The organism is Bacillus swezeyi (assembly GCF_001969815.1).
Taxonomy (GTDB): domain Bacteria; phylum Bacillota; class Bacilli; order Bacillales; family Bacillaceae; genus Bacillus; species Bacillus swezeyi.
Window position 1 is genome coordinate 543,750 of sequence record NZ_MRBK01000004.1, and the last position, 23,578, is coordinate 567,327.

26 protein-coding genes are annotated in these 23,578 nt (G+C 43.4%); 5 read left to right on the forward strand and 21 right to left on the reverse strand.

Features of this window, described 5'->3' with window-relative positions; genetic code table 11:
- Positions 1 to 123: 123 nt before the first annotated feature.
- From BTA30_RS05395 to BTA30_RS05405, 3 genes are all read right to left on the reverse strand, one after another.
- Positions 124 to 1,395 carry an MFS transporter gene (locus tag BTA30_RS05395; RefSeq protein ID WP_076760170.1) on the reverse strand — a complete coding sequence of 424 codons (1,272 nt, stop codon included), beginning with the start codon at positions 1,393 to 1,395 and terminating at the stop codon, positions 124 to 126.
- A 79-nt stretch (positions 1,396 to 1,474) separates the two neighbouring features.
- The gene (locus BTA30_RS05400; protein WP_076760172.1) at positions 1,475 to 1,894 is read right to left on the reverse strand and encodes a universal stress protein; all 420 of its coding nucleotides are present in this window, start codon (positions 1,892 to 1,894) and stop codon (positions 1,475 to 1,477) included.
- 14 nt (positions 1,895 to 1,908) lie between these two features.
- Complete coding sequence (locus tag BTA30_RS05405; protein ID WP_076760174.1) at positions 1,909 to 3,378, reverse strand: SulP family inorganic anion transporter; 1,470 nt, start codon at positions 3,376 to 3,378, stop codon at positions 1,909 to 1,911.
- 218 nt (positions 3,379 to 3,596) lie between these two features.
- Between BTA30_RS05405 and BTA30_RS05410 the strand changes: the two genes are divergently transcribed.
- Positions 3,597 to 4,145 (forward strand): recombinase family protein, encoded by a 549-nt coding sequence (locus BTA30_RS05410; RefSeq protein WP_076760176.1) that lies wholly within the window; start codon positions 3,597 to 3,599, stop codon positions 4,143 to 4,145.
- A gap of 73 nt (positions 4,146 to 4,218) precedes the next feature.
- On the opposite strand, the gene rpsR is transcribed toward BTA30_RS05410, so the two are convergent.
- The 6 genes from rpsR to BTA30_RS05440 form a co-directional block, all read right to left on the reverse strand.
- Positions 4,219 to 4,458 carry a 30S ribosomal protein S18 gene (gene rpsR, locus BTA30_RS05415; RefSeq protein ID WP_076760179.1) on the reverse strand — a complete coding sequence of 80 codons (240 nt, stop codon included), beginning with the start codon at positions 4,456 to 4,458 and terminating at the stop codon, positions 4,219 to 4,221.
- Positions 4,459 to 4,510: 52 nt separating this feature from the next.
- A complete protein-coding gene (gene ssbA / locus BTA30_RS05420) occupies positions 4,511 to 5,023 on the reverse strand; it encodes a single-stranded DNA-binding protein SsbA (protein WP_076760182.1) in 513 nt (170 codons plus the stop codon).
- 46 nt (positions 5,024 to 5,069) lie between these two features.
- The gene (gene rpsF / locus BTA30_RS05425) at positions 5,070 to 5,357 is read right to left on the reverse strand and encodes a 30S ribosomal protein S6 (RefSeq protein WP_076760184.1); all 288 of its coding nucleotides are present in this window, start codon (positions 5,355 to 5,357) and stop codon (positions 5,070 to 5,072) included.
- A gap of 113 nt (positions 5,358 to 5,470) precedes the next feature.
- Complete coding sequence (ychF, locus tag BTA30_RS05430; protein WP_076760187.1) at positions 5,471 to 6,571, reverse strand: redox-regulated ATPase YchF; 1,101 nt, start codon at positions 6,569 to 6,571, stop codon at positions 5,471 to 5,473.
- A 181-nt stretch (positions 6,572 to 6,752) separates the two neighbouring features.
- Entirely contained in the window at positions 6,753 to 6,959 is a 207-nt protein-coding gene (locus BTA30_RS05435; RefSeq protein ID WP_076760272.1) for a DUF951 domain-containing protein, read from the reverse strand.
- Between the two features lie 122 nt (positions 6,960 to 7,081).
- Positions 7,082 to 8,095, reverse strand: coding sequence for a YkvI family membrane protein (locus BTA30_RS05440; protein ID WP_076760189.1), 1,014 nt, complete (start codon positions 8,093 to 8,095; stop codon positions 7,082 to 7,084).
- Positions 8,096 to 8,447: 352 nt separating this feature from the next.
- Between BTA30_RS05440 and yyaC the strand changes: the two genes are divergently transcribed.
- On the forward strand, positions 8,448 to 9,065 hold the full coding sequence (yyaC, locus tag BTA30_RS05445; protein WP_076760192.1) for a spore protease YyaC: 618 nt from the start codon (positions 8,448 to 8,450) through the stop codon (positions 9,063 to 9,065).
- Positions 9,066 to 9,100: 35 nt separating this feature from the next.
- On the opposite strand, the gene BTA30_RS05450 is transcribed toward yyaC, so the two are convergent.
- From BTA30_RS05450 to rpmH, 12 genes are all read right to left on the reverse strand, one after another.
- Positions 9,101 to 9,949 carry a ParB/RepB/Spo0J family partition protein gene (locus tag BTA30_RS05450; RefSeq protein ID WP_076760194.1) on the reverse strand — a complete coding sequence of 283 codons (849 nt, stop codon included), beginning with the start codon at positions 9,947 to 9,949 and terminating at the stop codon, positions 9,101 to 9,103.
- Entirely contained in the window at positions 9,942 to 10,703 is a 762-nt protein-coding gene (gene soj / locus BTA30_RS05455) for a sporulation initiation inhibitor protein Soj (RefSeq protein ID WP_076760273.1), read from the reverse strand. Before soj ends, BTA30_RS05450 begins: the two co-directional genes overlap by 8 nt.
- Before the next feature lie 281 nt (positions 10,704 to 10,984).
- Entirely contained in the window at positions 10,985 to 11,425 is a 441-nt protein-coding gene (locus tag BTA30_RS05460) for a carboxymuconolactone decarboxylase family protein (RefSeq protein WP_076760196.1), read from the reverse strand.
- A 66-nt stretch (positions 11,426 to 11,491) separates the two neighbouring features.
- Positions 11,492 to 12,349, reverse strand: a complete 858-nt coding sequence (locus tag BTA30_RS05465; protein WP_076760198.1) for an RNA polymerase sigma-70 factor — start codon at positions 12,347 to 12,349, stop codon at positions 11,492 to 11,494.
- A gap of 56 nt (positions 12,350 to 12,405) precedes the next feature.
- Positions 12,406 to 13,257 (reverse strand): nucleoid occlusion protein, encoded by an 852-nt coding sequence (noc, locus tag BTA30_RS05470; protein ID WP_076760200.1) that lies wholly within the window; start codon positions 13,255 to 13,257, stop codon positions 12,406 to 12,408.
- 97 nt (positions 13,258 to 13,354) lie between these two features.
- Positions 13,355 to 14,074, reverse strand: a complete 720-nt coding sequence (gene rsmG / locus BTA30_RS05475) for a 16S rRNA (guanine(527)-N(7))-methyltransferase RsmG (protein ID WP_076760202.1) — start codon at positions 14,072 to 14,074, stop codon at positions 13,355 to 13,357.
- A gap of 13 nt (positions 14,075 to 14,087) precedes the next feature.
- Positions 14,088 to 15,974, reverse strand: coding sequence for a tRNA uridine-5-carboxymethylaminomethyl(34) synthesis enzyme MnmG (mnmG, locus tag BTA30_RS05480; RefSeq protein WP_076760204.1), 1,887 nt, complete (start codon positions 15,972 to 15,974; stop codon positions 14,088 to 14,090).
- 16 nt (positions 15,975 to 15,990) lie between these two features.
- Positions 15,991 to 17,370 (reverse strand): tRNA uridine-5-carboxymethylaminomethyl(34) synthesis GTPase MnmE, encoded by a 1,380-nt coding sequence (mnmE, locus tag BTA30_RS05485; RefSeq protein ID WP_076760206.1) that lies wholly within the window; start codon positions 17,368 to 17,370, stop codon positions 15,991 to 15,993.
- A gap of 346 nt (positions 17,371 to 17,716) precedes the next feature.
- On the reverse strand, positions 17,717 to 18,340 hold the full coding sequence (gene jag, locus BTA30_RS05490) for an RNA-binding cell elongation regulator Jag/EloR (protein ID WP_076760208.1): 624 nt from the start codon (positions 18,338 to 18,340) through the stop codon (positions 17,717 to 17,719).
- Positions 18,337 to 19,137 carry a YidC family membrane integrase SpoIIIJ gene (spoIIIJ, locus tag BTA30_RS05495; RefSeq protein WP_083696870.1) on the reverse strand — a complete coding sequence of 267 codons (801 nt, stop codon included), beginning with the start codon at positions 19,135 to 19,137 and terminating at the stop codon, positions 18,337 to 18,339. Before spoIIIJ ends, jag begins: the two co-directional genes overlap by 4 nt.
- A 167-nt stretch (positions 19,138 to 19,304) precedes the next feature.
- Complete coding sequence (rnpA, locus tag BTA30_RS05500; protein WP_076760212.1) at positions 19,305 to 19,664, reverse strand: ribonuclease P protein component; 360 nt, start codon at positions 19,662 to 19,664, stop codon at positions 19,305 to 19,307.
- Between the two features lie 86 nt (positions 19,665 to 19,750).
- The gene (gene rpmH, locus BTA30_RS05505) at positions 19,751 to 19,885 is read right to left on the reverse strand and encodes a 50S ribosomal protein L34 (RefSeq protein ID WP_003178075.1); all 135 of its coding nucleotides are present in this window, start codon (positions 19,883 to 19,885) and stop codon (positions 19,751 to 19,753) included.
- Between the two features lie 640 nt (positions 19,886 to 20,525).
- On the opposite strand from rpmH, the gene dnaA reads away from it, so the two are divergent.
- The 3 genes from dnaA to yaaA all read left to right on the forward strand — a co-directional run bounded on the left by dnaA (position 20,526) and on the right by yaaA (position 23,576).
- On the forward strand, positions 20,526 to 21,866 hold the full coding sequence (dnaA, locus tag BTA30_RS05515) for a chromosomal replication initiator protein DnaA (protein ID WP_076760216.1): 1,341 nt from the start codon (positions 20,526 to 20,528) through the stop codon (positions 21,864 to 21,866).
- Positions 21,867 to 22,054: 188 nt separating this feature from the next.
- Positions 22,055 to 23,191: a DNA polymerase III subunit beta gene (dnaN, locus tag BTA30_RS05520; RefSeq protein WP_076760218.1), complete on the forward strand. Its 1,137-nt coding sequence runs from the start codon at positions 22,055 to 22,057 to the stop codon at positions 23,189 to 23,191.
- Between the two features lie 169 nt (positions 23,192 to 23,360).
- Positions 23,361 to 23,576, forward strand: coding sequence for a S4 domain-containing protein YaaA (gene yaaA / locus BTA30_RS05525; protein WP_076760219.1), 216 nt, complete (start codon positions 23,361 to 23,363; stop codon positions 23,574 to 23,576).
- Positions 23,577 to 23,578 lie beyond the last annotated feature (2 nt).

A 23,578-nucleotide genomic window follows, 5' to 3' on the forward strand; every position in this document is an offset into this window, starting at 1 on the left:
TGAGAGTGTATCAATTCTTAAAACAATTGCATTGCTTGAGCAGTTTTCAGAAAGCCTTATTATATTGACTAAAAATGGATAGCCATCTAAAGCGCCGATATTTTGTTGCGGGGCTTCAGATCGTTATGACGGGCTTTTTTGTTTGACAGGTTTTTTTGCAAGAAGGGCGCAAATGAAACCTGCGCCGGGCAAGATCATCATCATCAGCAAGACGGGTGTATAGCTGTGGAAAAAGTCAAACCCTACGCCGAGCGGGAGCGGACCAAATGCGGAACCGACAACCATTACAGCCATTGCGATCCCGTTGATGCTGCCGATATAGCGGCGGCCAAAGTAATTCGGCCAAATGATATTCAGCGTAATCCGCTCCAGACCGTTTGCCATTCCCCAGACGACACCGAAGAGAACGGCAGCCGCTGTGCTTTTCGTCGCCAAAAGGAGGAAAAGCAAAATCATTTCCATGATAAAAATAAACGCAAGCAGCAGGTTTGTTTTTATTTTTTCCAATATAAATCCAGAAACCATGGAAATCGGAAATCCGATCAGAGCCATCAAGCTTAGGACTGTAGCGGCAGTCTGGGGCGACAGACTGTTTTCTCCCAAAATAGACAGAAGGTGAAAGGTGATGCCGGTATTCACTAATGCGGGAATCCCGACGCATATTAGGACATACCAGAAGGAAGCGGTTTTCATTGCTTCTTTTAGTGTCCAATCCTCTTCAGCGATTGGCCGGTTCGGACGCATGGCAATATCTTGATGAGCATCACCATCATCCATACCGCCGTCCGGCAGCAATCCGATATCTTCCGGACGGTTTCTGACGCCGAAAAAAGCTGCAGGCACAAAGAAAAACAGCAGCAGAAAGCCCCACACCTGCCAAGTAAACTGCCAATTCCATTTCTCAATCATCCAGGCATTCAGCACAGGAAATAAGGCCGCGCTCGCAAAACTGCCGACAGCCATAAAGCTCATCGCTCGGCCTCTTTTTTTAATAAACCATTGCGGAACAAGTGTGTTTGGCAGCAGTGTCATGCCTCCCTGCCCGACTAAACGGATCAGAAAAAAGCCAACAGCCACCATCCATATGTTCACCGCAAAGCTGTTAAAAAAACAAGCAGCACCAAGAACAGAACCGACGATCACCATCATTTTGCGCTGGCCCAGTTTATCTACAAACCTGCCGACAAACATCATCAAGATCCCCGCGCATAAAGTAGCAGCCGAATATATGCCGGACACCTCAGACCGCGACCAGCCAAAATCGTGAATATATTCATCAATAAAAATCGAGTTGGAATACGTTTGACCGGGCCCTGAAAAAAAGACGCCCAAGGCAGAAATCAATACGATCGTCCATCCATAATAAAACGGTAATTGCTGTATTTTTCCTTTCATAAAATATTCCCCCGAGTTAAAAATGAAAAACCGACTTTCCCCTGCTTTGCGGGAAAATCGGCTTGCTTTCTATAGACCCCTACTTGACGATCATAACCGGACAATTCACACGTTTGGCTACTTTGTGGCTGACGCTTCCAAGCACCATTTCCTGCAAAGAATTCAATCCTCTGCTTCCTACAATCACCATATCAAAATCGTGGTCATTGGCATGGGAAACGATGGTCGGGCCCGGTTCGCCGTGCTTCATTGTAATTTGATAAGAGACATCTGCTGTTTGATATTTTTCTTCTATATTTTTTAGTTTATTCCGTCTGGCACTCTCTAATTCTGCTAAACTCGCACTATGCAAAACTTCGCTTTTGGATTTGGAATAGTCCAGCACATAGATAAGCTCCACTTCGGCTTCTGCCGTAAGCTTTGCAATTTTTATGGCATGATCAGCCGATCTCTCCGAGTGAGCTGATCCGTCAACAGCCAGCAGGATTTTTTGATACATCATCTTGCCTCCCTTTAGTGACTGGATGCTTTTGCATTCGGCTGATCATAAGTAGCCAGCCTTTTGACCAACTGGCGGCTTGACTCATTTAATCCCGCCAGCGTGACATCCACCTTCTGTTCCTTGAATTTTAAAACCACCTTATCGATTGCAGCCACAGCTGAATCATCCCAAATATGTGCGTCTGCAAAATTCAGCACAACTTTTTCTTTTGCCTCATGGAAAGAAAATGATTGAATAAAGTCTTGCACTGAAGCAAAGAAAATTTGTCCTTTTATATCATAAACGGTTTCCCTTTCTGAAGGAGCCGCTGAAGCCTCTACCCGCACTTTTGATATTTTCGCAACAAAGAATATGGCGCTTAGAATAATTCCCGCAAAAACTCCCTTAGATAAATCGTGGGTTGCTACGACCGTCACAACGGTGACTATCATCACGATCGAGTCTGACAACGGAACTTTTGTCAACGCTCGAAGCGATGACCAGTCAAATGTTCCAATCGAAACCATAATCATGACACCGACTAATGCAGCCATCGGAATTTGAACGACCCAATCTCCCAGCACCAGGATTAAAAACATTAAGAAGACTCCGGCCACAAAAGTGGACAAGCGGCCTCTTCCGCCTGATTTCACATTGATCACGGACTGGCCGATCATGGCACATCCAGCCATGCCTCCGAAAAAACCGGTTACGATGTTGGCTATTCCCTGTCCGCGGCTTTCTTTATTTTTATCGCTTTCCGTATCTGTCATATCATCGACAATAGAAGCGGTTAATAATGACTCGAGCAGACCGACAATCGACAGTGCCAAAGCGGTCGGAAAAATGATCGAGAGCGTTTCAAGGTTAAAAGGAATATCTGGAATCATAAATGCAGGCAAAGAACTTGAGATCTGTCCCAAATCTCCGACAGTCCGAAGATCAAAATGGCCGAATACCGCCAGAACGGTCATCGCCACGATCGCCACAAGCGGTGCCGGAACAGCTTTTGTGAAGCGGGGCAGCAGATAAATAATCGCCAACGTAACGCCTACAATCACATAGGTCATATTGGAAATTCCAACAAAATGAGGCACTTGTGCCATAAAGATTAAAATGGCCAGCGCATTTACGAAACCTACCATAACCGAACGCGGAATAAATTTCATAAAGCGCGCAATTTTCAGCGCCCCAAATATCAATTGGAGTATTCCAGTTAAAATCGTCGCCGCAAATAAATACTGGATGCCGTGATCTTTCACCAAAGTGACCATTAAAAGAGCCATCGCTCCGGTCGCGGCTGATATCATCGCAGGACGGCCTCCCATAAACGAAATGACAACTGCTATACAAAATGACGCATACAGGCCGACCATCGGATCTACACCCGCGATCACCGAGAAAGCAATGGCCTCGGGTATAAGCGCGAGGGCAACGACGATTCCGGCTAAAACGTCCCCTTTCACATTTGGAAACCATTCATTATTTAGTTTTTTTAACATCAATTGAAAAACACCTCTCTATTTTGATTTGAATGACTTCTAACTCTCATAGAAGCCGGGGCCGTTTGCAACATATTTAAATTTAACAGATCATCAATTAAATGTCTATAATTTTTTGTTCCAAAAACGATCTTTTTTGGTACTGTCGATATAAATCATACAAGCTGCAACAATATTTTGGTATAATGACTGAAAGCTCTATTCTTGGAGATGATAAAGTGATTTTTGGTTATGTACGTCCATTCAGCCAAGACAAGGATCTTAAGCTGCAAATCAACGCCATTGAAAAGCATGGCTGTGACAAGATCTTTAAGGAACAAACAAGCTCGGCAAAAAACCGGCCGGAATTAAAAAGCCTGTTTCATACCCTCAGCAGCGGAGATCAAGTCATCGTATACAAGCTGTATAATATCGCCGACTCAACCCGGCATTTAATAGACTTGGTTCAACGATTTCAGCAGCAAAATATTGACTTTATCTCGATCACTGACCAAGTGGATACTTCAACCGCAGAAGGGAAAATATTCTTTAAACTCCTGGATAAAATTGGAGATTTTCAGCATGATGTTTTAAGTGAAAGTACAAAAGCAGGGATTTATGAAGCAAAATTGAAGGGGAAAACCGGAGGCCGTCCGAGAAAGCCAGATCATAACGTCAGACGTGCATTAGACATGTATCAGAGCAAAATATACAGCATCGCCCAAATCACCGCGGAGACAGGAATCAGCAAAACAACGCTGTATCGTTATTTGGAAGATGATTGCTGAATGAAAGCCGTTAATCCATATAAACAAAAAAGAACAAGACCTTTAACGGTTCTTGTTCTTTTTATATTTCGGCTTACTCGCCTGATACGTATGGAAGTAAAGCCATTTGACGAGCGCGTTTGATGGCAACAGTCAATTTGCGTTGGTATTTCGCACTTGTTCCTGTTACACGGCGTGGTAAAATTTTACCGCGCTCAGAGATAAATTTTCTAAGAAGATCTACATCTTTGTAGTCGATGTGCGTAATGCCGTTAGAAGTGAAATAACACACTTTACGGCGTTTCGCACGGCCGCCTCTGCGTCCTCCTGCCATTGTTATTTCCCTCCTTTCTGTTCTGTTTTTTTATAAGATCGTCCGTCATCCATTAAAATGGCAAATCGTCATCTGAGATGTCAATCGGCTTTCCATCGTTTGCAAATGGATCATCATTAAAGCTGTTGCCTTGATTGCGATTCTGGTTGTTTTGATTGCCGCCAAATGAATTCGGTTCGTTTTGTCCGCCGCCAAAGTATTGGCCTCCCTGGCCGCCGCTATAACCGCCGGAACCAGAACCGCCGCCTTTAGGCTCCAGAAATTGAACACTTTCAGCTTGAACTTCTGTGACGAACACACGCTGTCCCTGCTGGTTTTCATAGTTCCTCGTTTGCAAACGGCCATCTACACCCGCAAGGCTTCCTTTTTTAAGGAAATTCGCTACGTTTTCAGCTTGTCTTCTCCAAGTGACACAGTTGATGAAATCAGCTTCACGTTCGCCCTGTTGATTCGTAAACGTACGATTTACAGCGAGCGTAAAGGTGGCAACAGCTGCACCGCTGGGAGTATAACGAAGCTCTGGGTCCTTTGTCAGTCTGCCGACTAAAACAACTCGGTTAAGCATATTGAGAGACCATCCTTTTGCTTTAGAATATATAATTCAATACTGTTTATTCTTCGTCTTTAACCACGATGTGGCGAATGATGTCATCACTGATTTTAGCTAAACGGTCAAATTCTTGAACTGCTTCAGAACCAGATTGAACGTATACGATTTGGTAAAATCCGTCGCGTAAATCGTTGATTTCGTAAGCAAGACGGCGTTTTCCCCAATCTTTAGTTTCAGTGATCTCCGCACCGTTTGTCGTTAAAATGTTGTTAAAACGTTCAACAACAGCCTTTTTAGACTCTTCATCAACGTCTGGGCGGATGATGTACATGATTTCGTACTTTCTCATTTGTATTTGCACCTCCTTTTGGACTAAGCGGCCCATCATATTGGGCAAGAAGCAATAATTCTATTACTCACAATTTTATATTATATCAAAGCTCTAGTCCCTTTTCAACTGTGTTATACGTTGAAACGGAAATGAATCACATCGCCGTCTTTCACGATATATTCTTTTCCTTCAAGGCGGACTTTTCCCGCTTCCTTTGCGGCAGACATGCTCCCTGCTTCAACCAGATCGGCATACGCCACCGTTTCCGCCCGGATAAAGCCGCGTTCAAAATCAGTATGAATGATGCCCGCACATTCCGGAGCCTTCATTCCCTTTTTAAACGTCCAGGCTCTGACTTCCTGTTCCCCCGCCGTAAAATAAGTAGCAAGACCGAGCAGGGAATAGGATGCTTTAATCAATTGATCGAGTCCTGATTCTTCAATGCCGAGTTCTTCAAGGAACATCGCCTTTTCTTCACCTTCAAGCTCGGCAATTTCAGATTCGATTTTCGCACAGACGACGATGACCTCCGCATTTTCAGCAGCGGCAAATTCCCTCACCCTCTGAACGTACTCATTTCCTGAAGGATCAGCCACCTCGTCCTCGCTGACATTTGCCACATATAATACAGGTTTGGTTGTTAACAGATGAAGCTGTTTCAGCACTTTTTGCTGCTCTTCTGTAAATTCAACAGAGCGTGCAGGTTTTTCTTGTTCAAATGCTTCCTTTAACTTTGTCAAAATCTCAAATTCAAAAACAGCTTCCTTATCCTTCTGCTTGGCCATCTTGCCTACCCGGCCGATCCGCTTCTCAACAGTTTCCAGGTCAGCCAATATCAGCTCGAGATTGATCGTCTCGATATCAGAGATCGGATCTACTTTTCCGGAGACGTGTGTAATATTGTCGTCTGCAAAGCAGCGGACAACATGACAAATGGCATCGACTTGGCGAATGTGGGAAAGGAACTTATTCCCAAGTCCTTCACCTTTAGATGCCCCTTTTACGATACCAGCAATATCTGTGAACTCAAACGCGGTTGGAACGGTCTTCTTCGGATTGACAAGTTCTGTCAGTTTTTGCAGCCGCTCATCAGGCACCTCGACGATCCCGACGTTTGGGTCAATTGTACAAAACGGGTAGTTGGCCGATTCTGCCCCGGCCTGTGTAATCGCATTAAACAAGGTTGATTTACCAACGTTCGGCAAACCAACAATCCCAGCTGTTAAAGCCATTCTTTCATCTCCTCTATCATTAAACATCCGTGTGTAGTCGTGTAATGTAAACCTGCAACAATTATAAGGATGATTACTGTAAAAGACAAGCTGACAAAACTTGCTTTTCAATAACTGAAACAGTGCGAAAATCAATTTTTACCTTTACAGTGATAAAAAAGCATGAGGGGGTCCGTGTATATTAAGAATCGGACTCCTCATGCTTGACTAAGATCTTTTTCATTTTTCTTTGAAATTCTTTGCGGGGGATCATGACACTGTGAGAACAGCCCTCGCACTTAATTCGGATGTCCATTCCCATCCGAATGATCTTCCAGCGGTTTGTACCGCAGGGATGCGGCTTTTTCATTTCGACCACGTCATTCAGGCCAAATTCTTTATCGGCCAACATCGTTCACCTCTTTGCTTGCTTTGTTGTGATCTTATTGTACAAAAAACGACAAGGAAAGGGCAATTGCTCAATAAAAATATCATAATATGGTATATTCCAAAATAACATATACTATCTTTTTATTTCCATTTACTTAATAAAGGGTACAACAAGATATTAACCAATAAATACAAATTCAACAACCCATAAATTGGATATAAAAAAGCGATTAAATTTGAAAATCCAAAAGAGGTGAAAGGAAGCATAATCAAAAGAAGCAAGAATACCATGATCCATCTCGGCCAGTTCACAAGCGAAAGAAAACGGCTTGAGAGGCCAAGAATGCTTGAAATGGTTGTCGTATAAATCGCCACACAAAGCACGGCTGTCATAAAAATAAAAATGGGAAAAGGGGCGCCTTCCAAAACCGCGAATAAAGGAATTTCATAATGTGATAGTTCACCGGCAAGCTCCACGAGCGTCTCATTGTACATAAATGAAATAGCGCCGAAGACCAAACCGCTTAAAATACTGGCAATCCTGGCTTCACCGACTCCTTTGAGCTCTTTGCCGACCGCAGATAAAACGGCCACGACTGATAAAATGTTCAGCGAAGCGAATGCGATGCCGGCGGGCCAATTGTACTGATGGTTTAGATTGAGCAGCCACGGCTGGTGGCGAGCCGTTTGAAAAGAAATCAGCACGTACAGCAATCCCGCTACTAAAATCGGAATCAAATAGCTGTTGACCGATAAAATTCCTTTCAGGCCCCACAGAAAGAGGAGCCCGGCACATAAAGAAAACAGTACGACTCCCGCCCAAAACGGGACATGAAATATTTGCAGAGTTACCCCGCCTCCGGCGATCATCACAATCGTAGTTGTAAACAAATAAAGAATGATCAGCAAATCATACACTTTCGCCAGCAGAGGGCCGATCAATTTTTCAAGAACAGGCAGAAAATGCGCCGATTTCTCTTCATAGCTGATCTTCATGACAATATAGGTCGACAGGCTGAACATAATCGTGAATAAAAGGATAGCCAGTCCGCTTTCATCACCAAAAAATTGCCATATCTCCTGGCCGGATGCATATCCTGCGCCTATTAAGCTCCCTAAAATAAGAAGCATCCACTTCAGTCCGGCTCTCCACACGATTTTCTCACCCCATCAGAATCAGTTTTAAGCTTGTTTACGCATCTACTGACACTATATTGTCCTTTCACAATAAAAATTCATGGAATTATCGAAAGACCATTGCAGAGAATTTTTTCACCAAAAACACTAAAATTATATCAATATAATAGAAAAGTGGAGGTAGATCATATTTTTCACTCCTTCTACCATCTATAAAACACCACACTTCCTCATCAAAAGATTCAGCCCCGCTGGATGAACATCCAAAGCATAAAAAAAGAGACTGCTGGATATACTGTAAACAACCATTCATACGCAAAAAAACACGCCAAGGAATGCTGTTACCATTTTGACAAGGATGTGAAGCCCTATGAATCGCAAAGGCGGGATTTTCTCTCAAGAACCGATAAAAGAATATATTTCTCATTCAGACCCGTTAGCTGTGAAACAAATAGAGAAGGTTCTTTCTGTTTATTTAAAGGAGGCAGGCAGCCGGCCAATCGTAGTCGTTTGCATTGGTACTGACCGCTCTACAGGTGATTCTCTCGGCCCTCTCGTTGGAATGAAGCTTGCCGCGAAACAGCTGACGCGTTTTCATGTTTATGGAACGCTTGCTGATCCGGTTCACGCCGTCAACTTAAATGAGAAGCTGGAGAACATCCATTTGGAGCATCAAAATCCTTTTATGATCGCAATTGATGCCTGTCTTGGACGAACCAAAAGCGTGGGATCTTTTCAGATCGGCAAAGGACCTTTAAAGCCGGGAGCCGGAGTACAAAAAAGTTTGCCTGAAGTGGGCCACGTACACATCAACGGGATTGTCAATGTGAGCGGTTTTATGGAGTATTTTGTTTTGCAAAATACCCGGCTCAATCTTGTCATGAGCATGGCAAATGTTCTCGCCGAAGGTTTATCACATCTAGAGAAATCAGCAGGATGGCAGCAGCGCCATGTCACTCCGATTCAGCGATTGACGGGGAGGATGTAAAAAAACCATCTGTGTCTTCAGATGGTTTTTGCGGCTTATGAATTTTCTTCGGATAAAAGTTCAAGAATACGATCCAAATCTTCATTTGAGTAAAACTCAATTTCAATTCGACCTTTTTTCTTTTGCTTTTTAATGGTGACCGGTGTTCCAAAGTAGTTTTGCAAATAGGACTCCCGCTCTTTTATGACGGCATCTTTTACTTGTTTCGGTTTCTTTGTTTCACGTGGAACATCAGCATTCAGTTGTTGGATCAACTTTTCAAGCTGACGGACATTGAGCTGTTCGGATACAACTTTCTGAACGAGCGGTTCGAGCTTTTTCTTGTTTTTCAGCCCCAGCAATGTACGTCCATGCCCCATCGATAATGTGCCATTGTCTATTAAAGACTGGACTTTTTCAGGCAGCGTCAGCAATCTTAGATGGTTGGCAATGTGAGGTCTGCTTTTCCCGAGCCTTTTCGCCAGCTGTTCTTGTGTCATATCAAGGTGTTTTAACAAAGATTCATATGCTTTGGCTTCCTCAAGCGGAGACAGGTCTTCTCGTTGAAGATTTTCCAATAGGGCAATCTCCATCATCAGGGATTCTGACAGCTCTCGCACAATCGCAGGAATGGTTTCTAAACCGGCTTTTTCTGCAGCTCGAAAGCGGCGTTCTCCGGCTACAATATCGTAGCCTTTGATTGACTTTCTGACGATAATGGGCTGCAATACGCCATGCTGTAAAATGGACTCCTTTAAATCTTTTAACGATTGGTCATCAAACGTTTTTCTTGGTTGATAAGGATTTGGCCGCAAATCGTGCAGCTTAATTTCCTCAACCGTTTCTTCAGATAAATCAACATTTGAAAACAGTGCATTAATCCCTTTTCCGAGACCTTTAGGCATTCGCAGCCACTTCCTTTGCTAAATCTAAATAGACTTCCGCTCCTCGTGAACGCGGATCATATAAAATAATCGGCTTTCCATGACTTGGTGCTTCACTTAATCTGACGTTCCGGGGAATGACAGTTTGATAAACTTTATCGCGGAAATACTTTTTCACTTCTTCTATGACCTGTATGCCTAAATTCGTCCTTGCATCAAGCATTGTCAGCAATACGCCGTCTATCATGAGGTCGGTATTTAAATGTTTTTGTACAAGCCGCACTGAATTGAGCAGCTGGCTCAGTCCTTCCAAAGCGTAGTACTCACACTGAACCGGTATCACGACGGAATCTGAAGCCGTAAGCGCATTAATTGTCAGCAGCCCCAATGAAGGCGGACAATCAATGATCATAAAATCATAATTTTGTTTGACGGATTCCAAAGCCCTCTTCAACCTGACTTCTCGGGAAATGGTCGGAACCAGTTCAATTTCCGCCCCTGCAAGCTGGATCGTTGCAGGAATGACATCCAAGTTTTCGACGGATGTTGTTTTTATCACGTCTTTGACATCTGCATCATCTACTAATATATCGTACACACAATGATCAACATCAGCTTTTTCTACGCCAATTCCGCTTGTTGCGTTTCCTTGCGGGTCTATGTCGACTAGCAAAACCCTTTTCCCGATATAAGCCAAGCAAGCTCCCAGGTTAACAGAGGTTGTTGTTTTGCCAACGCCCCCTTTTTGGTTTGTGATCGCAATAATTTTCCCCACAATGTCACCTACTTTCACATTGAACAAGTTTCTCTCATTTCTCTATTTTAACAAAAAAAGAATCAGCCGTTTGCTTTTTTTTGAATTTTTGTTTTTGAAAGAGTGTTGTTTTGTTCAAATTGGATCGGCAATGATCCTCCATGGTTTGACAATAAAAAACATATTTTTTCATTTCAAAAGGGATTGGTTGAAAAAGAAGATAATATTTAAATTATATTAATATAACAAAAAGAGGGGAAACCCTCTGACGCATACAAGGGTTTCCAAGGGGTTCACATTAATCAATTTGCAGGCATTTTCCGGGTGGCCACCGCGATGCGGTTCCATGCGTTAATCGTCACGACCAGCATGATGAGCTCCGCTGTTTCGGCTTCGCTGAAGTGTGCCCTTACTTCGTTATAAACGGCATCTGGCAGCCCGGCATCTGCAATTCTCGTTACGGCTTCGGTCAATGCCAATACGGCCCGTTCCTTTTCTGTGTAAAAAGGCGCTTCTTTCCAAGCGTTGAGCGCGTATATGCGCTGTTCTGTCTCTCCGTTTTGTCTCGCATCCTTCGTATGCATATTCAGACAGAAAGCACATCCGTTCATTTGTGAAGCGCGGATTTTGATGAGCTCCTTTAAAACGGGATCAATACTTGAAGAAGCTTGTGCTTTTTCAAGCTCGAACATGCCGGCGTAGCCCTTCGGGTTTGCCTCTTCCATTAAAAATCTTGTTTCCATATCAATTCCTCCTTTTGTTGATTCACTTATATAACAAGTAAGGCATTCGATTTGTGACAGGAAACACTACATTTTGATTTGTTTTAATTTATCTGGGTTGGAAACAATGTAGACATTTTTAATTGAGTTCCCTTCTGGATTCCAAGCAAAACAGATGATGTAAATCGGACGATTGTTCCGTACGATCAGCACGCCTTTTTGGCCGTTGATTTCTGCGGGCACGAAACGGCCTGTAAAGCGCCCTTTTGAAACAATCCCTGTAAAGAACGCAAAAATTCGGCTTCTTCCATAGATCGGTCTTAAGGCGCTGCGTACTTTTCCGCCGCCGTCGGTAAATAAAACGGCCTCTTCGGTCAATCTTCTGGCAAACTCTTTGAAATCTCCGGTTTTAGCTGAATCGATAAACAACTCTGCCAGCTGCTGCTCTTCTTCCGGTTTGGATAAAGCAGAAATGTCCATTTCTAATTTATTTTGCAGCCGGCTGTAGATCTTCCGGCAGCTTGCTTCTGATTTTCCGATAATGGACGATATTTCCTTATACTGATACCCAAACACTTCCCTAAACATGAATACCGCCCTTTCAACAGGATTCAACCGGCTCATGATGACCATAAAAGCATAGGAGACCATTTCTTTTTTTTCAACGAAGTCAGCCGGATTCTGGTCTGACAGCATCACCTGCGGTTCAGGGAGCCACTCTCCCACATAAACCTCGCGCTTGTTTCGGGCTGAGTTCAAAAAATTAATGCAGCGGTTTGTTATTGATTTCGTTAAATATGATTGAACATGTTCCATTTGGCTGATATCTTTTTCTTGAAGATCAGCAAATAATTCCTGCACCATATCCTCGGCATCTTGTATGGATCCAATCATTCGATAAGCAATTGAAAAAAGCAATGAACGATATGTTTGATAATATTCCATCGCTGCCCCCATCCTAGATATTTTGACCTAAAAAAATAAAAGCTCTTAGGGAGCTTTTATTTCGGTATCCGTATCGTAAACTGAATATATTCTTCAAATTCCTCTTCTTCCGTATTCAGTTTGACACCGCTGTCTTCCACCATCGATAAGGACTGGCGGATCGTGTTCATCGCGATTCTCGCGTCCCTGCTGAACGCTTTTCTCTTTGGTTTAGGCTTTCGCTTATCCTGTTCCAGCATTTTGACGACACGGTCTTCGGTTTGTTTGACATTTAAGTTTTTTTCAATGACTTCGTTTAACAGTTTGACCTGAAGTTCAGGCTGTTTTAACGGTATGAGCGCTCTTGCATGACGCTCTGATATTTCTTTTTTCAATATCGCTTCCTGAACCTCTTCCGGAAGCTTTAACAATCTGAGTTTATTGGCGATCGTTGACTGTCCTTTGCCAAGCCTTTGTGCAAGAGCTTCCTGTGTCAAATCATGAAGCTCTAAGAGCCTTGCATATGCATGCGCCTCTTCAATCGAAGATAATTCCTCCCTTTGGAGGTTTTCAATCAGAGCAACAGAAGCTGTCTCTGTATCTGAAAAATCCTTAATAATGGCGGGAACCTTCTCCCAATTGAGCGTTTGAACCGCTCGCCAGCGCCGCTCCCCTGCAATGAGTTCGTATTGTCCTTCCCGGTCTGTTTTTCTGACGACAATCGGCTGAATAATGCCGTGTGTATGAATGGTTGCGGCTAATTCTTGAATTTTTTCTTCTGAGAAAATGGTGCGCGGCTGAAAACGGTTAGGAATAATATCGCCTACTGGAATATCTTGAATCTCTTCTTTGTTTGTATCATGTTCAGCAATCTCTGCTTCTTCTTCCTTTTCACCAATTCCGAAGAGACGAGAGAATGAATGCTTCATGTACCTACACCACCTTTAAACACTGCCATTTTTATAATTCTATTTTCTCATGAATTTTCCTTCATGGACATCACGAATTTTGAAGAAAACGAATAATTTAACCTTCAATTGGAGATTTATTAGGTGTTCCAGGTTTTCTTGGATATTTCTTCGGTGTCTGTGATTCCTTTTTGACCACAATGATGTTTCTGTCGCTTTCTTCTATCGGCAGCTGAAAAGAATGCACGGCTTCAATTTGGCCTCCAAGCACTTTTATGGCTTTTTTGCCCGCTTCAATTTCTTCTTCAGCTGAAGCAGCTTTTAACGCTAGGAATAAACCGTTTTTTTTAACAAGCGGAAGACACAGTTCACTTAGAACAGAAAGCCGGGCAACCGCCCGTGCTGTCACGACATCAAAGCTTTCCCGCTTGTCTTTCAATCTCCCGAATGTTTCTGCCCGGTCATGGTAGAAAGCTGTGTTTTCCAGTTTTAAAGCATCAGAAAGCTGATTTAAAAAGTTAATTCGTTTATTTAATGAATCGACGATTGTCACATGAAGATGAGGAAAGCAGATTTTAATCGGAAGGCTTGGAAATCCGGCGCCCGCCCCAACGTCACACAAACTGTTCAGCTTGTTGAAATCGACATAAAAAGAAGCGGTGATCGAGTCGTAAAAATGCTTTAAGTACACTTCTTTTTTCTCGGTAATGGAGGTTAAGTTAATTTTCTCATTCCACTCAACAAGCCATTCATAATAGGTTTCAAACTGCTCAAGCTGGAAGGGAGAAAGGGAGATCCCCTTCTCCTCCAGGCTGGATGTAAATTGCTCAATGTTCATGCCGTCATCCTTTCTATTCCGCAACCTTGGCGATCCGGCCCTGCTCAAGGTAAACAAGCAGAATGGAAATATCAGCAGGGTTTACCCCGGAAATCCGTGAGGCCTGTGCGACAGACAGCGGTCTGACTTCTTTCAGTTTTTGGCGGGCCTCTGTCGCAATGCCTTTGATCGCGTCATAGTCAATTCTGTCGGGAATCTTTTTATTTTCCATTTTCTTAAGTTTTTCAACTTGCAGTAAGGACTTTTCAATATATCCTTCATACTTAATTTGAATTTCAACCTGCTCGGCCACATCGCCGGCGACTTGTTCTTCCGCAGGGGCAAGCGCTGTGACGGTTTCGTAGTTCATCTCCGGCCGCTTCATAAGGTCGGTGGCACGGATGCCGTCTTTCAGCTCGCTTCCGCCCAATGACCGGATGTATTCTTGATTTTCTTTGGACGGTTTGATAATAACAGAATGCAGTCGTTTTTTCTCTGCTTCAATGGCCGCTTTTTTCTCCTGAAACTTTTGATATCTTTCTTCAGATATCAAGCCGACTTCATAGCCGATCTCCGTAAGGCGCAAGTCGGCGTTGTCATGGCGGAGAAGCAGGCGGTATTCCGCACGGGAAGTCAACAGCCGGTACGGTTCATTTGTTCCTTTTGTCACAAGGTCGTCAATCAGCACGCCGATGTAGGCGTCTGAACGGCTGAGAATGACTTCTTCTCTGCCAAGCGCTTTGCGGCCCGCATTAATGCCGGCCATGATTCCCTGTCCGGCCGCTTCCTCGTATCCTGACGTCCCGTTGATTTGCCCTGCTGTGAACAACCCCGGTATTTTTTTCGTTTCAAGTGTCGGCCAAAGCTGAGTCGGTACGATCGCATCATATTCAATCGCATACCCTGCACGCATCATTTCCACTTTTTCAAGTCCCGGAATTGTTGACAGCATTTTTTTCTGAACGTCCTCAGGAAGACTTGTTGACAGTCCCTGTACATAGACTTCCTGTGTATTGCGTCCTTCAGGCTCGAGAAAGATCTGGTGTCTCGGCTTATCGTTAAAGCGGACGACTTTGTCTTCAATAGAAGGGCAGTATCTCGGCCCCGTTCCTTTGATCATGCCGGAATACATCGGTGAACGGTGAAGATTGTCATCGATGATCTCATGCGTTTCCGGGCTCGTATAGGTCAGCCAGCAAGGAAGCTGATCTGTAATGTATTCCACCGTCTCATACGAAAAGGCCCGCGGCACTTCATCACCGGGCTGGATTTCCGTTTGGCTGTAGTCAATCGAATGGCTGTTGACCCGCGGCGGTGTCCCTGTTTTAAAGCGGACGAGATCGAACCCGAGCTCTTCCAGATGCTCAGAAAGCTTGATAGAGGGCTGCTGGTTGTTCGGTCCGCTTGAATAGGACAGATCTCCAAGAATAATTTTTCCTCTTAAAAATGTTCCCGTCGTCAGCACCACCGTTTTGGAACGGTACTCCGCCCCTGTTTGGGTCATAATGCCGCGGCATTCTCCGTCTTCGATCAAAAGGCATTCCGCCATTCCTTGAAGCAATGTCAAATTGGGTTCATTTTCAAGCGTTTTTTTCATTTCATGCTGATATTGGAATTTGTCCGCCTGTGCGCGGAGCGCCCGGACGGCCGGGCCTTTTCCTGTATTTAAAAGCCTCATTTGAATGTGGGTTTTGTCAATATTTTTAGCCATTTCTCCGCCCAGCGCGTCGATTTCGCGGACGACAATCCCTTTAGCGGGACCGCCGACAGACGGATTACACGGCATGAAAGCAACCATATCAAGGTTGATGGTTAAGACAAGCGTTTTTGCGCCTTGTCTGGCCGATGCCAGCGCCGCTTCGACCCCGGCGTGGCCGGCGCCAACGACAATGACGTCATATTGGCCTGCTTCATAGCCCATATGCTTTGTTCCTCCTTTATTTTCCTAAGCAAAATTGGGAAAAGAGCTGGTCGATCAAGCTTTCATGCACGGCGTCGCCAATGATCTCCCCGAGAACTTCCCAGCATCTTGTTAAATCGATTTGAACCATATCAATCGGCACATCATTCTCAATTCCCTCAAGAGCGTCTGTAATGGCGCGCTTAGCCTCATGCAAGAGGGAGATATGCCTTGTATTGCTGACATACGTCAAGTCGCCGCTCTCGATCGCTCCCGTAAAAAACAGCGATTGAATAGCTTCCTCCAGCTCGTCAATTCCTTCTTCTTTCAATAAAGAGGTTGTAACGACAGGACGTTCTCCGGCCAATTCCTGAACACGATCGAGATCAAGCTTTTGCTCGAGGTCGGTCTTATTGACGATGACAATCAAATCCATGCCCTTCGTTGCTTCGAAAAGCTTGATGTCTTCTTCTGACAGAGACTCGCTGTAATTGAGGACAAGCAGAATCAAATCCGCTTCTTTTAATACCTGCCTGGAGCGCTCAACGCCGATGCGCTCGACGATATCTTCGGTCTCGCGGATTCCTGCTGTATCGACAAGACGCAGCGGGACGCCTCTTACATTCACATATTCTTCAATGACATCCCTCGTCGTACCCGGAATGTCTGTTACAATCGCTTTCGTCTCGTGAACGAGGCTGTTTAACAGCGATGATTTCCCGACATTGGGCCGGCCGATAATAACCGTTGAGATGCCTTCTCTTAATATTTTACCCTGCTCTGATGTCGTAAGGAGCGCCTCGATTTCATTTCTGACCTTTGTCGCCTTTTCGATTAAGAGCTTATGCGTCATTTCTTCAACATCATCGTATTCCGGGTAGTCAATATTTACTTCTACATGGGCCAACGTCTCAAGAAGCTCGGCTCTCAATCGTTTGATCAGTGAAGAAAGCCTTCCTTCCATCTGATTCATGGCTACATTCATGGCGCGGTCCGTTTTCGCTCTGATGAGATCCATGACAGCCTCCGCCTGGGAAAGATCGATCCTCCCGTTTAAAAAGGCCCTTTTCGTAAATTCTCCAGGCTCAGCAAGTCTCGCTCCTTCTCTCAAGACAAGCTGAAGCACTTGATTGACTGTCACAATTCCGCCGTGACAGTTGATCTCCACAATATCTTCTCTTGTAAAAGTTTTCGGTGCCTTTAAAACGGACACCATCACTTCTTCAACGACCTTTTCTGTTTCCGGATCAACGATATGGCCATAATTAATGGTGTGTGTATCAACAGAGCTCAACCGTTTCCCGCGAGGTCCTTTATATACTTTATCTGCAATCGACAGTGCTTCTGGGCCGCTCATCCGGACGATCGCAATCGCTCCTTCTCCCATCGGCGTTGAAATCGCAGCGATTGTATCCATGGCTTTCACCTCTCTTTTTCATTCCTTTATCTATTATCCCCATTTGACGGGTCATCTTCCAAACAATATAAATAGATGAAAAACTTTTATTGTAATCAAAATTTAAAGATAACATAGTTTGAATTGAAGTGGAAGTGACTTGAACCGTTATCCACAACTGCTGCAAGCCATCATTAATTACTTTAACTTATCCACATGTGAATAACAATTAAATTTCATTTTCATCAACAGCTTACACTGAAAAGAGCCGAACTAAAACGGATATAGCCGGTGATAAATGAAATTCAGGTCGTTTTGGCATCACAAAAAACCGAAGTCCCCGTTTTTGAGAACTTCGGTTTTCATGTTATTTTTTATATGAGATGACAAGGTGCCGGTTATGATCTTCTCCGGTAGAGTATGTTTCAATTTCTTTTGAATAGCCTGAAAGGATGTCATGGATCACTTTCCGCTCGCTGGAAGGCATCGGCTCAAGATGAATGTCTTTTTTCTGCCTGCTTGCCTGATCGGCCAGCTTCAATGCCAGCTGTGTCAATGTTTCCTTTCGCTTGGCACGGTATCCTTCAGCATCGACAACCACATGGATATAGCGGTCGGAATGCCTATTGATTACGAGCTGTGTCAATGTTTCAAGGGCATTTAATGTTTGTCCTCTTTTTCCGATCAAAAGTGCGGTTTTATCTCCTTGTAATCGGAAAACGACCCTTTTTGGCTCCTCTTCTGCCATCACCTGTGCTTGAATTCCCATATTTGAAATAACATTTTCCAAATACTGTTTGGCTTCTTTGATAGGATCTGCTTTTTCTCGAATTTTAACAACTGCAGGCTGATGGCCGAAAATGCCGAATAATCCCTTTTTTCCTTTGTCTATCACGGCAATTTCAACATCGTCTGCTTGAAGTTCCAGCTGTTTAAGCCCGGATTGCACTGCTTCATCGACGGTACGTCCAGTAGCAGTCAGTTCCTTCACTTTTTCTTACCTCCGGATTTTTTTCCTCCGGCTGCCGCTTCTTGCTTCTCTGCCTTTAAATCAGGACCTTTAATAAAGAAGGTTTGAGCAATCATAAACAAGTTGCCGACTACCCAGTACAGAGAAAGAGCCGCCGGGAAACTGATAGCGAATACAACGATCATGATCGGCATCAGCCAAAGCATCATCGCCATTTGCGGATTTTGCTGAGCTGTTCCGGCCATCATCAGTTTTTGCTGGATGAAAGTGAACACACCCGCTAGAATCGGAAGGATGAAATACGGATCACGCTCTCCCAAGTCAAACCATAAAAAGCTGTGCTCCGCGATCTCCCGCGTTCTCATAATCGCATGATAGAATCCGATTAAAATCGGCATTTGAATTAAGATTGGGAAACATCCTGCAAGCGGGTTAACCCCGTGCTTCTGCATGAGAGCCATTGTTTCCTGCTGAAGTTTCTGCTGTGTTTTCTGATCTTTTGAACTGTATTTTTCGCGAAGTTTTTGCATTTCAGGCTGCAGAGCCTGCATCGCTTTGGAGCTTCTTGTCTGCTTGATCATCAGCGGCAAAATCAAAAGTCTGATTAAAATCGTCACGACAATAATCGCAAGCCCGAAGTTTTTATTCGTTACATTTGCAACGTACGTAATCAGCTGTGACAAAGGGTAAACGATGTAGTTGTTCCAAAATCCTTCGCTTTCTGAAGTGATCGGCTGATTGATTTCCGTACATCCAGCTAAAAGCACGAGAACGCCGATCATACTGAATAATAATAAAATTCGCCTCTTCAACAACATTTCCTCCTAAATCTTCATTCTTAAACCGTTTTAATGTGGTTATGATCATTAAAAAGACATACTTTATCGTATTTTATCATCTTTCACCACTGAATGGGCGCTGACATTTTTCAAGCTAAAAGGAAGCGCTTAAAAATATGCGGCTATGGCTTATTTATTTACTCGGGTTATGATGGCTTATTCGATTTTTTCCGGTAAACAAACGACTTTCTGAAAAGATGCTGCAGGCTTTTCTTTGTTTCTTCATATGTCAAATCAGCAGCTGGTTTTCTCGCAATAATGATGTAGTCATTTTCTTGTTTTAATTGATTCCGCTCTTCTTGGATGACCTGGCGAATCAGCCGCTTTACCCGGTTACGCACGACGGCGTTCCCGATTTTCTTGCTGACCGACAGACCGACCCGAAACTCTTTCGCCTCAGGCTGATGAAGCACATATAAAACATACTGCCGGTTTGCCATCGATTTGCCTTTTTTAAATACCTTTTGAAAATCTTCATTTTTTTTTAATCGATTTCGCTTTTTCATGTCTTCCTTCACTCCGATAACAAGCTGGCAAAAAGGGCCCTGGTCATTCCTCTATGTAAAAAAGACCACTGACATTATTCAGTGGCCTAAGCTGATAATACTTTTCTTCCTTTGCGGCGGCGACGTGCTAATACAAGACGTCCATTTTTAGAACTCATACGGCTGCGAAAGCCATGAACTTTGCTGCGCTTACGGTTATTTGGTTGAAATGTTCTTTTCATGTATGACACCTCCCTCGAGGAATAGCTGTTAAAGACAGTCTAATTTATTATATTTGGATGAGCCGTTCATTGTCAACTTTGCTCATACATTTCTTTTTCGCACCATAATAGGATAACACAGATGAATCGACTCCGAAAGTCTATTTTCATTTTTCCTCAATTTTAGCTTAAAAGATTTTTTTGGAAGCGGGAAATGTCGACTTCCTGATCGAAAATATCCAATGTGGATATCTTTCGCCTCATTTTTTCTATCCACAATCATTATCGACAACATTTTCACAAAACTAACCGTTGTGGACAATATTTTTTCAACAGTTTGTATAGTGTGTGGATAAGTTCCTGTCAACCATTGCAACGTCTCTCTTATTCTGATATTATATTTGTGTTTTAACTCTTGATAACAAATTGGCTGTTATATCGTTATCCACAAACTGTGGATAACATGTGGAAAGTTTTTTCACAGGGTGTGCAAGAATTTGTCCACATCTTGTGAATGATGTCGAAAAGACGTTTTTCTACTATATTATATGTTTTCAACATTTCATCAACGAATGGAGCCATCCATTTGCTCTTTTTTTGTGTTCTATAACAGATGATGAACACGCAAATATTTCTGGTAAAGGAGGGACGAACCGCCATTATGAAAAACATTTCAGATCTTTGGAGTCAAGCCCTTGGGCAGATCGAAAAAAAATTGAGCAAGCCCAGTTTTGAAACATGGATGAAGTCGACAAAGGCTCATTCATTACAGGGGGACACGCTGATCATTACCGCTCCGAACGAGTTCGCAAGAGATTGGCTTGAATCAAGATATCTTCACTTGATAGCCGATACGATTTACGATTTAACCGGGGAAGAGCTGAGCATTAAATTTGTCATTCCTCAGAATCAAAATGAAGAAGAATTTATGCCGAAGTCTCCAATCAAAAAAATGTCGAAAGAAGAACCGGCTGACTTTCCGCAAAACATGCTGAATCCCAAATACACATTCGACACTTTCGTTATAGGGTCAGGAAACCGATTTGCCCATGCTGCATCCCTAGCGGTGGCCGAAGCGCCGGCGAAAGCATACAATCCGCTGTTTATTTATGGGGGAGTCGGACTTGGAAAAACTCACTTAATGCATGCGATCGGACACTATGTCATTGATCATAATCCGTCTGCAAAAGTGGTTTATTTGTCTTCTGAAAAATTCACAAATGAATTTATCAACTCGATCCGCGACAATAAGGCTGTCGATTTTCGCAATCGCTACCGAAATGTCGACGTTCTTTTGATAGATGATATTCAATTTTTGGCTGGAAAAGAACAGACGCAAGAAGAATTTTTCCATACGTTTAATACGCTGCATGAGGAAACAAAGCAAATCGTGATTTCCAGCGACCGGCCGCCTAAAGAGATTCCGACGCTTGAAGACCGCCTGCGCTCCCGTTTTGAATGGGGATTGATCACAGATATCACACCTCCTGATCTGGAAACGAGAATCGCAATTTTAAGAAAGAAAGCAAAAGCAGAGGGACTAGATATCCCTAATGAAGTCATGCTTTATATTGCCAATCAGATCGACAGCAATATCAGAGAGCTTGAAGGGGCTTTAATCCGTGTTGTCGCATACTCTTCTTTGATCAATAAAGACATCAATGCCGATTTAGCCGCGGAAGCTTTGAAAGATATTATTCCTTCTTCAAAGCCGAAAGTCATCACGATCAAAGACATTCAAAGAATTGTCGGGCAGCAGTTTAATATCAAACTGGAAGATTTCAAAGCGAAAAAACGGACGAAATCCGTGGCATTTCCGAGGCAGATCGCTATGTATCTATCAAGGGAAATGACAGATTCCTCGCTCCCAAAAATCGGCGAAGAATTTGGAGGGCGCGACCATACAACGGTCATCCATGCCCATGAAAAAATATCGAAGCTGCTGAGCAATGATGAACAACTTCAGCAGCAGATTAAAGAAATAAAAGAGCAGCTGAGGTAATCTTCATTCAAGTGGAGAATGGGAAAGTGTGAATAACTGAAACATAGTCTTGCACAGTCTGTCCACATGTGGATAGGCTGTATTTCCGTTCACTCTCTCCACTTATCCACAAATCCACAGCCCCTACTAGTACTTCTGCTATTTTTATAAAACATAATAATTAATAGATTTCCGCAAGGAGGATGATTATGAAATTCACAATTCAAAAAGATCGTTTAGTCGAAGGTGTCCAAGATGTGTTAAAGGCCGTTTCTTCAAGAACAACGATTCCGATTTTAACCGGTATTAAGATCGTCGCCTCTGATGAAGGTGTTTCGCTGACAGGAAGCGACTCAGATATCTCAATAGAATCGTTCATTCCAAAAGAAGACGGCGATTTGGAGATCGTGACAATCGAACAGCCGGGAAGCATCGTTCTTCAAGCTCGTTTTTTTAGTGAAATCGTCAAAAAACTGCCTATGTCAACGGTGGAGATTGAAGTTCAGAATCAATATTTGACGATCATTCGTTCAGGAAAAGCAGAATTTAACCTAAACGGGCTGGACGCAAGCGAATATCCGCTTTTACCGCAAATCGAAGAACATCATGCTTTTCAAATTCCGACTGACCTATTAAAAAACTTGATTCGCCAAACCGTCTTTGCGGTGTCCACCTCAGAAACACGCCCAATCTTGACAGGTGTAAACTGGAACGTCACAGACGGTGAATTAATATGCACTGCGACGGATAGCCACCGTCTGGCACTGCGAAAAGCGAAGCTCGATATCGATGAGGAAAGCTCATACAATGTCGTCATCCCCGGAAAAAGCTTGACCGAGCTGAGCAAGATCCTTGATGATCATCAGGAGCTTGTCGATATTGTCATTACAGAGACGCAAGTGCTGTTTAAGACAAAAAACGTACTGTTCTTCTCAAGACTGCTTGACGGCAATTATCCTGACACAAACCGCCTGATTCCTCAGGAAAGCAAAACGAACATGATCATCAATACAAAGGAATTTCTTCAGGCGATCGACAGGGCTTCGCTTCTGGCAAGAGAAGGACGGAACAATGTGGTAAAACTTTCGACTGTTGCCAATGAGTCCATCGAAATTTCCTCAAACTCTCCAGAAATCGGAAAGGTTGTAGAAACGGTGAATGCCGAACAAATTGAAGGGGAAGACTTAAAGATATCCTTTAGTCCGAAATATATGCTGGATGCTCTTAAAGTTCTTGAAGGAGAGGACATTCATGTCAGCTTTACAGGCGCAATGAGACCTTTTCTGATCCGCACTCCGAATGATGATTCAATCGTTCAATTAATTCTTCCTGTCCGGACGTATTAATTTCGAAACCTAGAGAAAGTTGCCGGCCAATCCGGCAGCTTCTCTTATTTCATGGGAGAAAAGATGATCTTGCCCTGCCGCTGTTTTTGATGCCACAAGTTTCCCCTTTCCTTCTTTCCCTATTTTTTAGTACAATTAGATATTAGTGATATTGAAAGAGGTCGATAAAATGACAAAGACGGTGGCTATTGATACAAACATGATTACCCTCGGTCAGTTTCTGAAATTAGCGGATGTCATTCAGTCAGGCGGGATGGCAAAATGGTTTTTATCAGAATATGAAGTGATCGTGAACGGTGAGCCGGATAACCGCCGCGGCCGGAAGCTATATGTTGGAGATGTCGTGACGATTGAAGGGTTCGGTTCATTTCAAGTCGTCGGCTAAAA